The sequence below is a fragment of the Hwanghaeella sp. genome, from assembly GCF_965227365.1.
GTDB lineage: Bacteria > Pseudomonadota > Alphaproteobacteria > UBA8366 > Aestuariispiraceae > Hwanghaeella.
Window position 1 is genome coordinate 1,116,568 of the sequence record NZ_OZ245754.1, and the last position, 18,033, is coordinate 1,134,600.

Consider the following 18,033-nt stretch of genomic DNA (forward strand, 5'->3'; position numbering starts at 1 on the left):
CAAGGCGCCTGACGGTCTCAGAAATGAAAAACGGAGCCCTCCCAACATCTGCGAATGCTACCCGTCTTCCAGATGCAGCAGAGTCGTCAGCCCGAATAACGCCATCGCGACCGCGGGGCTCCAGGCGGCGAGGAACACGGGAATCTCCGTCGACAGGCCGATGGCGTTGACGATCCGCGTCACAAAGAAGAACACGAAGCCAATGGAAATCCCCCCGACGATCATATAGGCCGCGCCGGACCGTCGGTTCGCGCGCAGCGAGAAGATCGCGGCGGCCAGAACCATGGCGCAAAACAGCAGCGGTGTGGACAACAGACTGTGCAGACGCAGCCGGTGTTCGATCGCGCTGAAACCCGATGCCCGCAAAGTGTCGATGAAACCCGGCAGGTCCCAGAATGAAATCGTATCCGCGGAGGCAAAGCTCTCGCGGATTTTTTCCACGGTCATGTCCGTCGGCAGGTCATAGGCTTCGGTGAAACTGCGGCGGCCTTCGGCATCCTTCACCCAGGCATTCCGGATCTGCCACGAACCGGGTGTCAGATGAGCTGACTCGGCATCGATGCGCGACAGGAAGGCGCCGTCGCGGCCCATGATCAGGACCAGCACGCCGGTTACCTCCAATTCGTCACCGGAAACTTTTCCGCCGTGCAGCACGACCACTTCGTCCTCATTCGTTTGGCGCAGCCAAAAACCGCTGGCTGCCAGAGCCAGCTGACTGTCCTGGCGCCGAAGATACTCTGTTTCGATTCGTTCGAATTGCGCATTCAAACGCGCCGCCAAGGGATTGAGAAGACAGATTTGCACCACGCCTGCAATCAGGGCGATGCTGATCACCGGACCGATAATCTGCCAGGGGGACAGTCCGGCGGACCGCGCGATGACGAGTTCGTTCGCCTTCGCCATGCGCCAAAAGGCCAGCATCGCGCTGATCAATATGATGAACGGCGCCAGATCCTGGATCAGAAGCGGCATTTTAAGGGCAGACATCTGCAGCACGATGCCCATCGTGACGTCCTGTTTCCCCGAGGCGCGCCGGAGCAGTTCGACGATATCGAAGATGCCGATCAGGAAGACGAAAACGGCGAAGACGCCGAACAGCCAAATCAGATACTGCCGGGCGAAATATCGCGCGATGACGGTTTGGAACAGCACCGGCCTATGCCTCCTGCAGGTCAGGAGGGGCCGGCCTTCTCTTCAACTGCTGCGGCCGGGCGAGCAGGAAGAGGGCCAGCAGTGTCGGCACGATGACCATCCCGTACATGACGGGTATCAACGCGGGATACTTGCTGGCGGAGGATATCAGGCCGAGATTCGACACCAGCAGACCGACCATGATGGCGATGGCGACCAGGATCGGCTTGGCATTGGATTGCCGGGAGAATTCTGTCTTCAGGAATATGACCAGTCCCGCGGCGACATAGGCGATCGCCAATAGCGGCTGCGCCAGCCGGCTGTGCCCTTCCGCGATCAATTTGCCTCTATAGGCCACGTCCCCCGGTGAGTTCGACGGGGACAGCAGGTCAGGAAGAAAACGCTCCCGCGGTTCCTGCCAGATATCCTGGCCCGCCTGCTCCTTCTCGACGAGGTCGAAGACATATTCCTCGAACTCGATATCGTGCAACTGACCCTGCGACAGGGTCTGCTGGCGTCCGTTGGCCAGAAGGATGCGCGCGCCGGAGGGCGAATTGACCAGGGCGCCGCGCTCCGCGATCACGGTTACATGTTCCCCGTTGGTCTGCTCGCTGTGGATGACCAACCCGATCAGGTCCCCGTTCTCCGCCCGCCGGCGGGCATAGACGGTAAGGTTTTCACGGATTGCGTTGAACTGTCCTTCCTTGATCAGGACCGAACCGATTTCAGAGCGCGCCGTCGACAGATAGGACCGCAATTCCTGTGACGCGACCGGCATCAGATACAGGGCAAAGAAGTAGCTGACGAAGGTACAGACGATCGCCGCGATCAGGCCGGGCTTGGCGAGACGGAAGGAATTCATGCCGGCGGACCGGAGGATGATCAATTCGCTGCCCGACTGCATGCGGTGATAGGTGAAGATCGTCGCCCCGAACACCGCTACCGGAAGCACGACGGACAGGACCCGGGGTGTGATCAGGACCGACAGATAGGCCAGGTCACTGGCCGGCAGACCGCGATTGACGATCAGATCGACGAACCGGACCGACTGCTGCAGAACGACCGCGGTGCACAGGATGACGCTTGCCACGATGGCAACCGTTAGAATCTGGCCGGTCATGTGCCGCGTAATCGAATTCATCCGCCGCCTGAATCCCGGAACGTTCCGCCGGGACCTCTGGTGTGTCCATGAAGTATTCTTTGTTTTTAGGGGTCTACCAAACGAACCATGGCGATGCACGTCAAATTCGGCGTGAAGAGCGGCGGTGATGCGCCCCGGTCAGGCGGCTGTTAGCCGCTTGGGGCTTGGGTGTCGGGCCGGATCAGGCTATGTGATCGCGACGAAAAGCTGCGCCGGGCCTACCGAAATCGATGGCGGCCCCGGCTCCGGCTCTTCAACCTTCGAAACGGTCAGACATTCATGCTTTTTCACTCCCAGGAATTTCTGCTCCTGTTCCTGCCGGTGGCCTTGATCGGCTGGTACGCCGCGGCGGGACGCAAGGAATTGCGGGTTGCCTGGATGATCGTCGCGTCGCTGGCCTTCTACGCCTATTGGGACCTGCGTCTCCTGCCCCTGTTGGGGCTGTCGATACTCGGCAACTGGGGATTGGCGGCGCTGGCCTATGGCGGGGACGGTAGGGCGTGGATGCAGCGGGTCGCCGCGCCCCTGGGGATAACCCTCAATCTGTTCGTCCTGGGCGTTTTCAAATACGCGGATTTCATGGCCGACAGCATCGCCTGGCTGATCGCGCAGCCGCATGAACCCTGGGGCATCGTCCTGCCGCTGGGGATCAGCTTCTTCACTTTTCAGCAAATCTCCTATCTGGCGGATTTGCGCAAAGGGAAGGCGCCGGTCTACGGGCTGGCCGACTATGCGCTCTACGTTTCCTTCTTCCCGCAATTGATCGCCGGGCCGATCGTGCGTCATGACGAATTGATCCATCAGTTCGATGCCTATCCCAATCGTGACGGCCTGTCGGAGCGGTTGATGCGCGGCGCGGCCCTGCTGCTGATCGGTGTCTCGAAAAAGGTCCTGCTTGCCGATGTGTTTGCGGCGCAGGCCGATCCGATCTTCGCCCATGTGGAAGCCGGCAATGCGATCGGCTTTGTTGATGCCTGGGCCGGGGCGGGCGCCTTCGGTCTGCAGATCTATTTCGATTTCTCGGCCTATTCGGACATGGCGATCGGTCTTGCGATGATGGCCGGCATCCGGCTGCCGGAAAATTTCAACGCACCGTACAGGGCGGTGTCACTCGTCGATTTCTGGCGGCGCTGGCACATGACGCTTTCCCGGTTCCTGCGGGACTACCTGTATTTTTCGTTGGGGGGCAACCGGGCCGGACGCGTGCGCCAGGCCCTGGCCTTGACCGCGACAATGCTGCTTGGCGGGCTGTGGCACGGCGCGGCCTGGACCTTTGTGATCTGGGGCGGACTGCATGGGATCGGGCTGGTCGTCAGCCATTTCTGGGGCAAGACGGGGATTTCGATCGGCCGGCCCTTGAGTTGGGCCGCCACTATGCTCTTCGTATTCTGGACCTGGGTTATGTTCCGGGCGGAGTCGATGTCGGGGGCTATGGCGCTCTGGACGGCAATGCTCGGCCTGCCGGGTGGAGATGGGGCTGCCCCGATCAATTTCGCCGACCTGTCCGGGGCCGGCTGGCTGCTGGCCGGCGCGGTGATCGCGGCGCTGGGACCGACCAGCCAATCGGCGGTCTTCACGTATTTGCGGCCGGTGCGCGGGTTGGCGACGGCGGCGGCCTTGCTTGCGGTCTTCCTGGTGTTCCGTCTGGGCGGCGGAACGAACCAGGAGTTCATCTATTTCCAATTCTGACGGTGCGACGGGATCTGCCGGGATGAGATTTTTGTTCGGTTTGGGAAAGGCAATCGGGTGGGGCGACATGGCGCGCCGGGCGCTTGTCGTGTTCCTGGCCGCCTTCCTGTTGCTCTACGGGGCCGTCATCCTGATCGACCCTTACGACACGGTGCCCTTTTCGCTGCCCTTGGACCGGGCGCCGTCGGCGACGAACCAGCGTTTTTCCTACCCTGCGGTGGCGATGGACCCGCAATTCGACAGCGTGGTGGTCGGCACGTCGGTGGTTCGCCTGCTCAAACCGTCGGAGCTTGAGGCGGCACTGGGCGGGCGTTTCGCCAACTTGTCGATGAACAGCGCCATGCCCTATGAGCAATCGCAAATCCTGGACCTGTTTCTGCGGAACCGGGATGAGGTCAAGACCGTGATCGTCGGCATCGATACCGTCTGGTGCGAGACGAAGGCGTCGCCGAAACTGACCTTCCGGCCGTTTCCGCCTTGGCTGTATGACGGGAACAGATGGAATGACGCGCTGCATTTGCTGAACCTGGCGGCGATCGAGGATGCCGGGCGCCAGATCGGTCAGTTGACCGGGATCCGGGAAGAAAAGTATCAGCGCAACGGTTATGCGAATTTCCTGCCGCCGAAGTCCGAATACGATCTGCAGAAAGTCCGCAAGACCATCTACCTGGACGGGGCGCGGAAAATCCTGCCGCCGGAAACGCCGCCCGCGGATAATTACGCATCCTACCGGACATCCATCGATCTGCCCGATTTGGCGTTGCTGAGGGAGATGATGGCCGCCCTGCCGCCGACAACCCGGAAGATTTTCATCGGCGCGCCCGTCCATGCCCTGGCGATTGCGCCGCCGGGCAGCGAGGCGGAGGCGACCTGGAATGAATGCATGTCCCGGATCGCTCGGATGGGGGCTGAATTCGGTAATAACTATGTATTCGATTTCCGGTTCCGGTCGGATATCACGATGAATGATGCCAATTACTGGGATCTGCTGCATTACGGGACCGACACGGCGTCCAGGATCGCACGGCTGATCGGCGAGGGCGTTGCGGCCGGCGCCGCGACGGATCCGGCCTATCGCCTTATCCTGCCCTGATCGCGGTGTGAAATTGGTGTGCAAACCGCGCGACGGCGGCTTTCCAAATCGCCTTCGTGCGCTAGTATCTGGCCGGCACATACCGCCACGCGGTATCTGCCGAAGCAGATCTGCCGGCCGACCGACGTGATCGGGCCGGGGATGGAACAACCATACAGGGAAGTGGTCATGAAAATCAGTTTCGCGGAAAAAGCCTCACCGAAATCCGGCGCGGTCGTCGTCGGCGTGGAAGAAGGCAAAAAGCTGACACCGGCCGCACAGGAACTGGATCAGGAAACCGGCGGTGCGATCGCGCGCGCGATGAAGGCCAGCAAGTTCACCGGCAAGAAGGGCCAATCCCTGCAAATCGCGGCCCCCGCGAATGTCACCATAGACCGGATCATTCTCGTCGGTATCGGCAAGGGCATGAGCGATCTCGACTTCCAGAGCCTCGGCGGCAACCTTGTGCCGACTCTGAACGGTGCCGGCGACAAGGATGTGGTGATCCATGTCGATGCCGGTGCGGACGTGCTGCCCGACGCCGCAGCGAACATCGGCGCAGGCATGCTGATGCGAAGCTATCGGTTCGACCGCTACCGCACCAAGGATACCGCCGACCAAAAACCCAGCCTAAAAAAGGTGACGATCGTCGTGAACGGGACGACCGCGGCGCGGAAGGCGTTCAAGACGCTGGAAGCGGTTGCAGAAGGCGTGACGCTGACCCGTGATCTGGTTTCCGAGCCGCCGAACATCCTGTACCCGGAAAGCTTCGCGGAAGAAGCGGCGAAACTGGCCGAAATCGGCATCGATGTCGAAATCCTGAACGAAAAGAAAATGGAAAAGCTCGGCATGCACTCGCTGCTGGGTGTCGGCAAGGGATCCGCCCGGGAAAGCCGTCTGGTCGTCATGCATTGGAACGGCGCGTCGGGGAACCGCCGCCCGGTGGCGTTCGTCGGCAAGGGGGTGACCTTCGATACCGGCGGCATTTCGCTGAAGCCCGGTCCCGGCATGGAAGAAATGAAATGGGACATGGGCGGCGCCGGCGTCGTCACCGGCCTGATGAAGGCCCTGGCGCTGCGCAAGGCAAAGGTGAATGCGATCGGCGTGCTCGGGCTTGTCGAGAACATGCCCGACGGCGCGGCACAGCGTCCCGGCGATATCGTCACCTCGATGTCCGGACAGACCATCGAAATCCACAACACGGATGCCGAGGGGCGGTTGGTGCTCGCCGACGCGCTTTGGTACACCCAGGACAAATACAAACCCCGCCTGATGATCGACCTCGCGACCCTGACCGGCGCGATGATCATCGCGCTCGGCAATGAGTATGCCGGCTTCTTCTCCAATGATGACGACATCTCCACCAAGCTGAGCGCCGCCGGAGAAGCGACCGGGGAGAAGGTTTGGCGTCTGCCCCTGGCCGAGGCCTATGACAACCAGTTGAAGACAGACGGGGCGGATATGAAGAATATCGGCGGCCGCGCGGCTGGGTCGATTACGGCGGCGCAGTTCCTACAGCGCTTCGTCAACAAGGTGCCGTGGGCGCATCTGGATATCGCCGGGGTGACCTGGTCCGGCAAGGACGCGCCGACCGTGCCGAAAGGGGCGACGGCCTTCGGCGTACGGTTGCTCGATAAATTCGTGGCGGATAATTACGAAGGATAGGGCGTTCCGGCGACCGGGGCCCGTAGCACACCGTGCCGGATATCCGATTCTATCACCTCACGCGGAAATCGCTGGAGGAGGCCCTGCCGGACCTCCTCGGGCGCTCCCTCGACCGGGGATGGCGGGCCGTGGTGAAGGCCCGTTCAGAAGATCGGGTGGAATCCCTCAATCAGCATCTCTGGACCTTCGATGACCGGGCCTTCCTGCCGCATGGCAGCGACAGGGACGGTCGACCGGGCCTGCAGCCGATCTGGCTGACGGTGCAGGACGAGAACCCGAATGGCGCGCAGGTTCTCTTCCTGACCGACGGTGCCGATACCGAGAATGGCTCCTTGTTCGAAACCGTCTGCGTGCTGTTTGACGGGCGGGATGACGAGGCGGTCGCACGCGCCCGCGGCCAATGGACGGCCTTCAAGCAGAAGGGCCATCCGATGACCTACTGGCAGCAGAATGAACGCGGCGGCTGGGAGAAGAAGCAGGAAACCGCGGGTTCCGCCGCTGACCAGTGACGGGCGGGGCAAAACGGCGATACCCGTATTGCCCATCGGTCACGAAACCTGCCGATCGCAGGTCCGGCATATTAGGGGTCTATTAATGCTTGTCCGGTAATGCATGGCGGTGTGAGATGCCGCCACAAAAATGGACGGGGAGAAATAATCGTGAACCTGCCGACCGGGAAACCAGCAATCCGGAACACGACCGTAGCAGCTTTGTTGTCACTGATCGCTATTCTGCCGTTTACGGCGTCCACCGCTTTCGCGGTGCCGATGTGGAAAGAAGCGAAGCGCTGGCAATGCATCCAGGACGAATTCGAGGCAGCCTGCGGTGGGCGGTATGACAAACAGTGCCGAACACAGGAACCGCGCAAGCTTCAGAACCTGCTTTTCGATTTCGACGAGAACATGGTGATCATCGATGACGGCCTGGGCATAAGCTATATCCCGATCACCGCGCGGACGGTGGATCGGCGGCGCGAGATCTCCACAATTCTGTACGGCGAGGCCGGCAATATCGTGATGCAGTACAGCGGCGGTCAGGCGGTTTCCATGTCGATGCCGGCGGGCGGCGGCGCGGCTTCACTGCAGTTCTTCGCCTGCGAGCCAGCCCCCGCGGAATAAACCTTCGGCCGAACCCGCCGTATCGGCACGTCAGCCGGCGGCGGCTTCCAGTTCCTCTGACAGTTCCAGCCAAGCCATTTCCGCGTTGGAGATTTCCTCCTCGACTGTGCTCAGTTGCTTCTGCAGTTTCGCGAGGTCGCCGGCGGGCAGGTCATAGGTTTCCGGGGCGGCCAGCTTGTCATGCAGCATGTCCCTGTCGCGTGACCGCTTTTCCAAGGTCTTTTCCAGTTCCGCCAGTTTCTTTCGCAAGGGGGCGAGTGCTGCGCGCGCTTCCGCCCGGGCGCGGCGGTCGTCCTTCTTGCTGGCGGCGGCATCCGTCGGTCCCAGTCCGGCTTCCTGCCGTTTTTCGCGCTTTTCCCGCCGGCGCTGGTCGAAAAGAAGCTGGCGGTATTCGTCCAAATCGCCGTCATAGGGGGCACAGCTTCCGTCGGCGACCAGCCACAACCGGTCGGCGCAGGCATTCACCAGATGCGGATCGTGGCTGACCAGGATGACAGCGCCTTCATACTCCGCCAGCGCCTGAACGAGAGCCTGGCGGGCATCGATGTCCAGATGGTTGGTCGGCTCGTCGAGCAGCAGGACATGCGGTTTCTTGCGGCAGATCACGGCCAGCGCGAGCCGTGCCTTCTCGCCACCCGACAGTTTTCCGATCTGTACGTCGGCTTTGTCCTGGGCGAAGGCGAAGGCCCCCAGATGGGTACGCAGGTTCTGCTCGGTCGACATCGGCTCAAGGTCCTGCAGGTATTCGACCGGTGTCTTTTCCGCTGTCAATTCGTCCAACTGGTTCTGCGCGAAATAGCCGACTTCCAGTTTCGATGACGCGCGATAGCGACCCTCCAGAACCTTCAGGCGCCGCGCGAGCAGGCGAAGCAGGGTCGTCTTGCCGTTGCCGTTTGCGCCGAGCAGGGCGATACGGTCGTCCATGTCGATCCGCAGGTCCAGGTCGCGCAGGATCGGTTTGTCCGGCGAATACCCGATCGTGGCGTGCTCCAGCACGATGAGCGGCGGGGAGAGCGGGTCGGGTTTCGGCAGATTGAAGGTTGTCGATCGATCATCGACGACGGCGGCGATGGGCTCCATCCGTTGCAGCATCTTCAATCGGCTCTGCGCCTGCCGTGCCTTGCTGGCCTTGGCGCGAAAACGGTCGACGAAGGATTGTATGTGCCGGCGCTGTTCCTGCTGTTTGGAATAGAGGGCGGCCTGCCGGGCCTGATGCTCGGCGCGGGTTCTCTCGAACCGGTCATACCCGCCCGCATAGCGGGTCAGTTTGCCATTCTCCAGATGCAGGATCATCTCCGGGATACGGTTCAACAGGCCGCGGTCGTGGCTGACCAACACCAAACCCCTCGGATAGCTGGACAAATAGTCCTCAAGCCATAGCGAGGCTTCCAGATCGAGATGGTTGGTCGGTTCGTCGAGCAGAAGGAAGTCGGGTTCCGAAAACAGGGCGGCTGCCAGGGCGACGCGCATCTTCCAGCCGCCTGAAAAATTGTCGATCGGCTGCTGTTGGGCCTCTTCGTCGAAGCCGAGGCCGGAGAGGATGATGGCGGCACGGGAAGGCGCGGCATGGGCGCCGATATCCGCCAGACGGGTGTGAATATCGGCGATCCGATGCGGATCTGTCGCCGTCTTTTCCTCCTCCAGCAAGGCGGTGCGCTCCACATCCGCCTCCAATACGATATCGATCAGGGACCGGTCGCCGCTGGGTGTTTCCTGCGCGACGGAGCCGACCCGCCGCCGGGCGGCGACACTGATATCCCCCTCGTCGGGGGCGAGTTCGCCCCGCAACATGCGCAGCAGGGTCGATTTTCCGGTCCCGTTCCGGCCGACAAGGCCGACCTTCTGCCGGTCGCCGATCTGGGCGCTGGCCTTGTCGAAAAGGGTTCTTCCCCCGAGCCGGTAGGATATGTCGGTTATCGTCAGCATGACCGAGTCTGCGTCCTTGGAACTCATCGCCCGAATGGGCGGACAGCGGCGCATAGCATTTCCGGGGGCGGCGCGCAAAACCCCTAAAGGGGGTGCGGCGGCGCATTAGGGCGTCGTCTGCCGTTCGCTGCCGCATTGCAGCGGACTTGCGGTCGGGCGCGCACGGGGCTATAAGCCCGCCATCGCCGCCATGTGGACGGCGGTAGCGATGATCACGCGACGAAGAGCTCCTCCCGACCCTGCCGACATATGACCGACCAGAAGGCGCTGCGGCCGAAAACGGCTAGCGAATGGTGCCATGGATTTGCGGTGCTGCGGCAGGCTTGAGAATGAGGGGCATAAGAAACGTTGAGATACGAGAGAGACTAAGAGGCCTAAAAATGTCAGTTGAACGGACACTTTCCATCATCAAGCCGGACGCCACGCGTCGTAACCTGACCGGCAAGATCAACGCCATGTTCGAGGAAGCCGGTCTGCGTATCGTTGCGCAGAAGCGGACGCGCCTGACGCAGGAACAGGCTGAGACCTTCTATGCGGTTCACAAGGAACGCGCTTTCTACGGCGAACTCTGCGCTTTCATGACCTCCGGTCCGGTCGTCGTGCAGGTTCTGGAAGGCGAAAACGCCATCGCGAAAAACCGTGAAGTCATGGGCGCGACCAACCCGGCCAATGCCGACGAAGGCACGGTTCGCAAGCTGTATGGCGAATCCGTCGAAGCGAACTCGGTCCATGGTTCCGATGCACCGGAAACCGCGGCCCAGGAAATCGCGTACTTCTTCGCGGGTACCGAAATCGTCGGCTAAGCCGACGGCTTGACGGCACAAATTAAAAAGGCGGTACCCGGACGGGTGCCGCCTTTTTTAATGGTCTTTTCTGTCCGTCTGTCAGGGACGCCTGTGAAGGGCGCTGATCCGATCGTTACAGAAGCGTCGCGGCCATGAGAGCCAGCACGATCACGATCGCGATGCTCGAGATGGTGATCATGCGGCCAACGCCGCTCCAGGTCTGCAGATTGGCTTGCGGAGCCTTCTTGAATTCCATTTCGTCCATCGGTTTCCCTCGAATCTGTCTGCCGCCGTCCATCGGCTGTTCATGCGGGCGATTTTAGGGATTTTTCGCGCGTTCTCAAGAACATCCGCGCGCGAAATCGTGAAGATCAGTCCGCATCGGTCCAGATCAAGGGGCCGGGACGGCCGTTGATCAAGGCCTGTTCGCCGTCGACCGTGACCGCGTCGGCGGCCAGCAGGCGCAGGGCGGCGGGATAGATGCGGTGTTCCTGTACCAGGACGCGCGCGGCGAGGCGATCGGCGTCGTCTTCCGGCAGGACCGGAACCTTCGCCTGGATCAGCAGGGGGCCGTCGTCGAGGGCCGGGCGGACCAGATGCACCGTGCAGCCGTGTTCCGCCATGCCGTCGGCCAGGGCCCGCTCATGCGTGTGAAGCCCCTTATAGGCCGGCAGGAGCGAGGGATGAATGTTCAGCATGCGGTCATGCCAGTTCTCGACGAACCCGGGGGTCAGCACGCGCATGAAACCCGCCAGGCAGACGATTTCCACGTCGCGTGCGGCAAGTTCCCGTGAAATCGCCTGTTCGAAGCTCGACCGGTCGGGGAAATCCCGATGATTGACCACCGCGGTCGCGATCCCGGCCTTCGCGGCGCGCTGCAGCCCGAAGGCGTCGGCATTGTTGGACAGGACCAGAACGATCCTGGCCGGGGAGTCCGGCTTGGCGCATTCGTCGATCAGGGCCTGCAGGTTGGACCCCCCGCCGGAAACCAGGACCGCGATGCGCCTACGTTCTTCCGTCACGCGTCGACGCCCCGAATCGAGACGTCCTTGCCGATGCTTTCCTTCGTGACGACGCTGCCGATCGCGAAGACCTCTTCGCCCGCATCGGTCAGTTGCGTGGTGATCGCTTCCGCGCGGGCCGGATCGACGATGAGGACCATGCCGATGCCGCAGTTGAAGGTGCGGTGCATCTCCGTCGGCGAAACGCCGCCGGTCTTGGCGATCCAATCGAAGACCGGCAGGCCCGGCCAGGTATCCCGGTTCAGCAGGCAGGCCAAGCCGTCCGGCATTACACGGGGGAGATTCTCGTAGAATCCGCCGCCGGTGACATGGACCAACCCATGCAGGCCACCCGCCTTGTGAACGGCCAGGACGGGCTTCACATAGATCTTTGTCGGTGCGAGAAGGGCTTCGCCCAAGGATTTGCCCGAATCGAAGGGGGCGGGGTCGGCCCAGTCCAGCCCGCTGATCTCGACCACTTTGCGGACCATGGAATAGCCGTTCGAATGCACGCCGCTGGAGGCGAGACCCAGTATGATGTCGCCTTCCTGAATGCCGGAGCCGTCCAGCATCGCATTGCGTTCTGCCGCGCCGACGGCGAAACCGGCAAGATCGTAATCGCCGTCGCCGTACATGCCCGGCATTTCCGCCGTTTCGCCGCCGATCAGGGCGCAACCGGCCTGTCGGCAGCCATCCGCGATCCCGGTCACCACCGCCTTGCCGACTTCGACCGAAAGCTTCCCGGTCGCGAAATAATCCAGAAAAAACAGCGGTTCCGCGCCCTGAACGATCAGGTCGTTGACGCACATGGCGACAAGGTCGATGCCGACCCCGTCATGATTGCCCGAATCTATGGCGACCTTCAGTTTGGTGCCCACGCCGTCCGTCGCGGCGACCAGGACCGGATCGGAGAACCCGGCGGCGCGAAGGTCGAAAAGTCCGCCGAATCCGCCGAGTTCGCCGTCGGCGCCGGGGCGCGCGGTGCTCTTGGTCAGGGGCTTGATCGCATCCACCAGGGCGTTGCCCGCGTCGATGTCGACACCGGCATCCTTGTATGTCAGGCCGTTTCGCGCGGATTGGGTGCCGGCGCTGGGCGAGTCGTCGGTTGCTATGGCAGCCTCCCGTCCTTACATCTATAAAGGCGTTTCAAAAATCGTGCGGCACCATACTCATCGACATGCGCTTTGCAATCAAACGCCATCGTAATTCCCGCCTGACCCGTATCGGGCGCCTTGCGTCCGCCGCGGTGTTCTCGCTTGGGCTCATCGCGCTTTCCACCGGCCTATCCCAAACGCCGGCCGTTGCGCAGCAAACGGACATCTTCGCGGTCAATGCTCTGCCCGTCGACGAAACGGCGGCTGACGAGGTCAAGGCCAAGGAGCAGGCGGTCGCCAAGGGAAGCACCCGGGCCCTGCAGCTGCTTTTGCAGCGCCTGACCCTGGAACAGGATTGGGCGCGCCTGCCTGAAATCGGCGGTGACCGTATCGACAATTACATCCGCCACATATCCTTCGCCAACGAGAAAATCGGCGGCGGCCGGTATCTCGCCGAAGTCAATTTCGGCTTCAATCCAGATGCGGTCCGTAATCTTCTGACCAATGCGTCGATACCGTTTTCGGAAACCGCAAGCCGACCGATGGTCGTCGTTCCGGTTTTGCAGATTTCCGACGGTGCCCTGCTGTGGGATGAGGGTAACGATTGGCTGCGGGGATGGTCGGAAGCGGAACTGCCCGCCGGCCTCCTGCCCATCGTGGTGCCTTTGGGCGATTTGGCGGATGTCGCGGCAATCGGCATGCGTCAGGCCGTGGGCGGCGAACCGGAGGCCCTGGCACGCATCGCGGCGAAATACGGTGCCGGCGGCGTCTTCGTGGCGATTGCGCGCCCGGCGCAGGTCCAGGGCGGCGGCGAAAGCCTGGATGTCAGGGTTTCCGCCTATGGGCCCGGCTGGGACGGTACGGTGTTCGCGCAAACCTACACCGCAGGCGCCGCGACCGAGAAACCCGCTTTCTATTCGGCGACTGCGGAAAGCATATCCCGGTCGCTGCTGGCGCTATGGAAAGAGGCCAATCTGATTAGCTTCGGGGAGGGGACCCAGTCGCTGCAGGTCTTCGCGCCGCTTTCCGGCCTGAGTGATTGGCTTTCCCTGCGGGACCGTCTGGCCCAGGTCGCGACGGTGCGGGAAACCGTAGTCGGACGCCTGGCGACGACCGAAGCCGAGCTCGATATTCGCTATAGCGGCGATCTCTCGCGTCTGCAGCTTGCCTTGTCCCAGCAGAAACTTTCCCTGGTCCAGGACCCGCTCGACGGCCGCTGGCGTCTGACGAAGACTCCTTAGGGAAGACGATCGGGAATGACGACGCAGCAGAAAACCTGGTTCTGGCTCATCGGGTTGGTGGCGGTTGTCGCCGCCCTCTATTATCTGCGTCCGATCCTGTTGCCTTTCGTGGCGGCCATGGGCGTCGCCTATTTCCTGGATCCGGTCTGCGACTGGCTGGAAGAAAAAGGGCTGTCCCGAACCATGGCGACCGGGGCCGTCACGGCCGTGTTCTTCGTCGTCGTGACCCTGGTTCTGGTGGCGGTTTCCCCGCTGATTTACAAGCAGGTCGCCGAGTTGATCGCACGCGTGCCGAGCTATGTCGCCGCGATGCAGGTGAAACTCGGGCCATTGCTGGACCTCGCCGCCGATCGGCTGGGACAGGAAGAGGTCAAGGATCTCGGGAAATCAGCCACGCAATATGCCGGAACGGCGCTGAAATGGGTCGCGTCGGCCGTCGGCGAAGTGCTGGGCGGGTTGGGCGCGGTCGCGAATATCATCTCGCTCATCGTCATCACCCCGATCATCTCCTTCTATCTGCTGCGCGATTGGGACCGGATCGTCGAGAAGGTCGATACTTGGCTGCCGCGGGCACAGGCCGACACGCTGCGCGGGCTGGCTAAGGAGGTCGACGACATCCTCGCCGGTTTCGCGCGGGGACAGGCGACTGTCTGCCTGATCCTCGGCGTCCTGTACGGCGTGGGTTTGACTATTGTCGGGTTGGATTTCGGGTTCATCGTCGGCCTGTTTACCGGGCTGGTCTCCTTCATTCCCTATTTCGGAATGCTGATCGGCTTCGTATTGGGCTTCGGGATAGCGCTGGCGCAGTTCGATTCCTTCACGCCCCTGCTGCTGGTGGCCGCGGTCTTCGCGGTCGGGCAGGTGGTGGAGGGTAATTTCCTGACCCCGAAGCTGGTCGGCGGCAGGGTGAAACTGCATGAGGTCTGGATCATCTTCGCGCTGATGGCGGGCGGCACCTTGTTCGGCTTTGTCGGGATCCTGATCGCGGTACCGGTCGCCGCGGTGGTCGGCGTGCTGGCGCGTTTCATGATCGCCCAGTATCTGGAAAGCCCGCTCTATGAGCATGGCGCACCGCTGGGCGGGGCGATCGCCCAGATGCCGGCTTCGAACGAACCATCGGGGTCCGATCCAGAGACGGATGACGCCGATGCGACGGAGGGCGATCCGCCTGCAAAGCCATGATCGGACGCCAGTTTCCCTTGGCGCTCGAATTCCTGCCCGCCCTCGGCCGGGCGGACTTCCTGATCGCCCCCTGCAACCAAGCCGCCGCAGCCCTGGTCGATGCCTGGCCCGACTGGCCGGGCCCGCATGCCCTGGTCTATGGCCCGGCCGCCTGCGGGAAAACGCATCTACTGACCGCGTGGCGGGAAAAGAGCGGGGCGTCGCTGCTCGACCCCGCGACGCTTTCGGTCGACGGGTTGGATCGTGTTTTGGAAAGTGGTGTCCCGGCCTGGGCGCTGGACGGGTTGGAAGGCGTGACGGACGAGCGTCTGCTGTTCCACCTGCTGAATTCGGTGCGTGAAAGGGGCGGGCATTTGTTGATGACCGCGCGTGCCGCGCCTGCCCGGCTTCCCTATGCGCTGCCGGACCTGACATCGCGCCTTGCCGCGGCAACGGCAGTCGCGATCGAACCGCCGGACGACGATTTGCTGGCCGGCTTGCTGATAAAGCTGTTCATGGACCGCCGCTTGGCGGTGGATCCGGATGTCGTCGCCTACATTCTACCGCGGATCGAACGCAGTTTTGCCGCCATCCATGAAGCCGTCACGGCCCTGGACCGGGCCGGTCTGGCTGCCAAGCGGCGCGTCACGGTGGCCCTTGTCCGGCAGGTCCTGTTCCAGTGAACAAATCGGTCCGGCGATTGCGTCGATCCGTTTGTTACAGAATAATTTCAATGTCATGAAATTTTCACATCACATTGAAATTTCACTGGACCGGCAGGCTCGGCGATGCGCGAAATCCGGCCATGGCTTTTGAAGAAATAGAGATCAAACTTCGGCTGGCGCCCCGCGATGCCGGGCGGTTCCGTCGCGCACCCTTGCTGCAGGAATACAAGACGGCGAGGGCGGGCTGGAGCCACCTGGTCAGCACTTATTTCGACACGCCCGGTCTGGCGCTGCGAAACCGGAAGGTCGCCTTGCGAATCCGCCGGATGGGACGGGCGCTGGAACAAACCTTGAAAGCCCCGAAAGGGATGCAGGGCGGGCTTCAGTCGCGCACGGAATGGAATGCCTTCGTCGAGAATGACGAGCCGGATCTGTCATTGATCGACGATCCTTCGTTACGCAAATGGCTGCGCAAGGCGACCAAGGAAGACGGTCTTGCCGCTGTCTTCACGACGGATATCAAACGCACGACCTGGCAGATCGTCTACAATACAAGCCGTTTGGAAGTGGCTTTGGACGAGGGGCAGATCATCGCGGGCGACCGCGCGGTGCCGATTTCCGAAGTGGAACTGGAACTGGTCGACGGCGCCGCGGCCGATCTGATCGCCTTCGCGCAGTTGCTGATCGAAAAGTATCCGCTGGTCCTGGACCGGGACAGCAAGGCGGCCCGCGGTTATGCGCTTTTTGCCGGCACCCCAGTTTCCCCCAACAAGGCGAAAGACCCGGATCTCAGCCCCGACATGTCGGTATGGGACGCATTCTCCGCATCGGTCAAAAGCGGGATTCTTCAAGTGATGAGCAACGCGCCCGTCGTCATGCTACGGGCGGATCCGGAAGGCGTGCATCAGGCGCGCGTCGGCGTGCGTCGCATCCGCGCGGCCCTGTCCCTGTTCAAATCCGCTTTGGACGAGGAAAGGCTCTCCGTCGCGCGGGAGGATTTGCGCTGGTTGCAGCAGGTCCTGGGACCGGCCCGCGACCTGGATGTCTTCCTGGAGGAGACGGTCCAACCGATGATGAAAGCCCTGCCGGAAGAGCCGAGCCTCGTCCGCCTGCACGACGTGGCGGAACAGTCCAGGGTGAAAGGATACGACATGGCGGTCGAGGCGCTGAATTCCTCGCGCTATTCGGCCATCCTGCTGCGGTTGGAGGAATGGCTGCTGACGGCCCGGCACGAGGCCGCGGATATTCCCCTTCTGGAGTTCGCATCGCAGAGCCTGGACAAGCGTCTGAAATCGGTTGTGAAAAGCTGCGGCAAGCACCCCGGGCGTCTGCCGGAGGAAGACCTGCATCCGCTGCGGATCGAGTTCAAGAAACTGCGCTATGCGGCCTCATTCTTCCAAAGCCTTTACGGCGGGAAGAAGAAGCCCGTCTACATCAAGCAGCTGGCTGCCTTGCAGGATTGTTTGGGCGGGCTGAACGACGCGCTGGTGCAGGGGGAGTTGGTGGAAACGCTGCCCCTCGGGAAAACCGCCGATGCGGCCCGCGCCAAGGCCTTGATGACTGGGTGGCATGCCGCGCGGACGCAGCAGGGCCTGAGCGGGTTGGACAAGGCCTGGGCAGGGTTCAAGACGCTGAAGCCGTTCTGGCACTAGGTAACGGCCTGGTGGCGGCGCCGACGTCGATCCCTATTCGGCCAGGATTTCCCGCGGTAGGGCCAAGTCGATCAACCTGCCCGTCGTCGATCCGGCGTCGCGCCAGTTCACCGCATCCAATTGAATGACGGACAGGGCACCTGTCGGGTATTTCTGGCGCAAGCGCGACAGGGCCGTTTCGTCGCCCTCCTCGCACAACATGGCGATAAGGTCCTGGACCGCCGGATTGTGGCCGACCAGCATGACCTTGTCAGGGCCGTTGCCCAGCGCGTGCAGGCGTTGCAGCAGGGCTTCGCCGTCATGCGCGGCATACAGCCCTTCCTCCAATCGGATCTCCGCATCACCGTGCAGATACGGCAGCACGAGCCCCAGCGTCTCGCGTGTCCGGCGGGACCCGGAGCACAGGATCAATTTCGGATCGTAGCGGTGCTCTTCCATATAGGCGCCGATGACCGGGGCCGACCGTTTGCCGCGCGCATTGAGCGGGCGCTCGTAGTCGTCCAGGATCGGGTCGGTCCAGCTGGACTTCGCGTGGCGAAGTAGAAACAGGGTCAGCATGGGGGTCTCCGTTCCGTGTTTCGAGGCTTCGTGTGCTCGCGTCGGCTGGATATGTCACAAACGGATCACTTCACAAGCCCCAAGCGCTTGTGCTACGTGAAATCATTAAATTGTAACAGTTTAGTGGGTATGAG

The 18,033-nt window shown here is 62.3% G+C and carries 17 protein-coding genes; 10 read left to right on the forward strand and 7 right to left on the reverse strand.

The features are described from left to right. Positions 1–57: 57 nt before the first annotated feature. Both lptG and ACQK2G_RS05030 read right to left on the reverse strand, forming a co-directional pair. Entirely contained in the window at positions 58–1,152 is a 1,095-nt protein-coding gene (lptG, locus tag ACQK2G_RS05025; RefSeq protein ID WP_425403931.1) for an LPS export ABC transporter permease LptG, read from the reverse strand. A gap of 4 nt (positions 1,153–1,156) precedes the next feature. Then, the gene (locus ACQK2G_RS05030) at positions 1,157–2,272 is read right to left on the reverse strand and encodes an LptF/LptG family permease (protein ID WP_425403932.1); all 1,116 of its coding nucleotides are present in this window, start codon (positions 2,270–2,272) and stop codon (positions 1,157–1,159) included. A 279-nt stretch (positions 2,273–2,551) separates the two neighbouring features. Here ACQK2G_RS05030 and ACQK2G_RS05035 point away from each other — a divergent pair, with 279 nt between their 5' ends. From ACQK2G_RS05035 to ACQK2G_RS05055, 5 genes are all read left to right on the forward strand, one after another. Next, on the forward strand, positions 2,552–3,961 hold the full coding sequence (locus ACQK2G_RS05035) for an MBOAT family O-acyltransferase (RefSeq protein ID WP_425403933.1): 1,410 nt from the start codon (positions 2,552–2,554) through the stop codon (positions 3,959–3,961). Between the two features lie 22 nt (positions 3,962–3,983). Beyond that, positions 3,984–5,054: a hypothetical protein gene (locus ACQK2G_RS05040; protein WP_425403934.1), complete on the forward strand. Its 1,071-nt coding sequence runs from the start codon at positions 3,984–3,986 to the stop codon at positions 5,052–5,054. A gap of 168 nt (positions 5,055–5,222) precedes the next feature. Next, on the forward strand, positions 5,223–6,698 hold the full coding sequence (locus ACQK2G_RS05045; protein WP_425403935.1) for a leucyl aminopeptidase: 1,476 nt from the start codon (positions 5,223–5,225) through the stop codon (positions 6,696–6,698). A gap of 32 nt (positions 6,699–6,730) precedes the next feature. Continuing rightward, positions 6,731–7,207, forward strand: a complete 477-nt coding sequence (locus ACQK2G_RS05050; protein ID WP_425403936.1) for a DNA polymerase III subunit chi — start codon at positions 6,731–6,733, stop codon at positions 7,205–7,207. A 150-nt stretch (positions 7,208–7,357) separates the two neighbouring features. After that, a complete protein-coding gene (locus tag ACQK2G_RS05055) occupies positions 7,358–7,816 on the forward strand; it encodes a hypothetical protein (RefSeq protein WP_425403937.1) in 459 nt (152 codons plus the stop codon). A 30-nt stretch (positions 7,817–7,846) separates the two neighbouring features. Here the strand turns inward: ACQK2G_RS05055 and ACQK2G_RS05060 are convergent, their stop codons facing one another. Then, the gene (locus ACQK2G_RS05060) at positions 7,847–9,742 is read right to left on the reverse strand and encodes an ABC-F family ATP-binding cassette domain-containing protein (RefSeq protein ID WP_425403938.1); all 1,896 of its coding nucleotides are present in this window, start codon (positions 9,740–9,742) and stop codon (positions 7,847–7,849) included. Between the two features lie 380 nt (positions 9,743–10,122). On the opposite strand from ACQK2G_RS05060, the gene ndk reads away from it, so the two are divergent. Next, positions 10,123–10,545, forward strand: coding sequence for a nucleoside-diphosphate kinase (gene ndk / locus ACQK2G_RS05065; RefSeq protein WP_425403939.1), 423 nt, complete (start codon positions 10,123–10,125; stop codon positions 10,543–10,545). 115 nt (positions 10,546–10,660) lie between these two features. Here the strand turns inward: ndk and ACQK2G_RS05070 are convergent, their stop codons facing one another. From ACQK2G_RS05070 to purM, 3 genes are all read right to left on the reverse strand, one after another. Next, positions 10,661–10,792 (reverse strand): hypothetical protein, encoded by a 132-nt coding sequence (locus ACQK2G_RS05070; RefSeq protein WP_425403940.1) that lies wholly within the window; start codon positions 10,790–10,792, stop codon positions 10,661–10,663. A gap of 106 nt (positions 10,793–10,898) precedes the next feature. After that, positions 10,899–11,549, reverse strand: coding sequence for a phosphoribosylglycinamide formyltransferase (gene purN, locus ACQK2G_RS05075; RefSeq protein WP_425403941.1), 651 nt, complete (start codon positions 11,547–11,549; stop codon positions 10,899–10,901). Continuing rightward, positions 11,546–12,541: a phosphoribosylformylglycinamidine cyclo-ligase gene (gene purM, locus ACQK2G_RS05080; protein ID WP_425403942.1), complete on the reverse strand. Its 996-nt coding sequence runs from the start codon at positions 12,539–12,541 to the stop codon at positions 11,546–11,548. The genes purN and purM overlap by 4 nt, the downstream gene beginning before the upstream one ends. A 164-nt stretch (positions 12,542–12,705) precedes the next feature. On the opposite strand from purM, the gene ACQK2G_RS05085 reads away from it, so the two are divergent. The 4 genes from ACQK2G_RS05085 (at position 12,706) to ACQK2G_RS05100 (ending at position 17,341) form a co-directional block, all read left to right on the forward strand. Beyond that, on the forward strand, positions 12,706–13,863 hold the full coding sequence (locus tag ACQK2G_RS05085) for a DUF2066 domain-containing protein (RefSeq protein ID WP_425403943.1): 1,158 nt from the start codon (positions 12,706–12,708) through the stop codon (positions 13,861–13,863). Between the two features lie 15 nt (positions 13,864–13,878). Then, the gene (locus ACQK2G_RS05090; RefSeq protein WP_425403944.1) at positions 13,879–15,045 is read left to right on the forward strand and encodes an AI-2E family transporter; all 1,167 of its coding nucleotides are present in this window, start codon (positions 13,879–13,881) and stop codon (positions 15,043–15,045) included. After that, positions 15,042–15,707 carry an HdaA/DnaA family protein gene (locus ACQK2G_RS05095; RefSeq protein ID WP_425403945.1) on the forward strand — a complete coding sequence of 222 codons (666 nt, stop codon included), beginning with the start codon at positions 15,042–15,044 and terminating at the stop codon, positions 15,705–15,707. The genes ACQK2G_RS05090 and ACQK2G_RS05095 overlap by 4 nt, the downstream gene beginning before the upstream one ends. A gap of 122 nt (positions 15,708–15,829) precedes the next feature. After that, positions 15,830–17,341: a CHAD domain-containing protein gene (locus tag ACQK2G_RS05100; RefSeq protein ID WP_425403946.1), complete on the forward strand. Its 1,512-nt coding sequence runs from the start codon at positions 15,830–15,832 to the stop codon at positions 17,339–17,341. Between the two features lie 33 nt (positions 17,342–17,374). On the opposite strand, the gene ACQK2G_RS05105 is transcribed toward ACQK2G_RS05100, so the two are convergent. After that, on the reverse strand, positions 17,375–17,899 hold the full coding sequence (locus ACQK2G_RS05105; RefSeq protein WP_425403947.1) for a SixA phosphatase family protein: 525 nt from the start codon (positions 17,897–17,899) through the stop codon (positions 17,375–17,377). Positions 17,900–18,033: the final 134 nt, after the last annotated feature.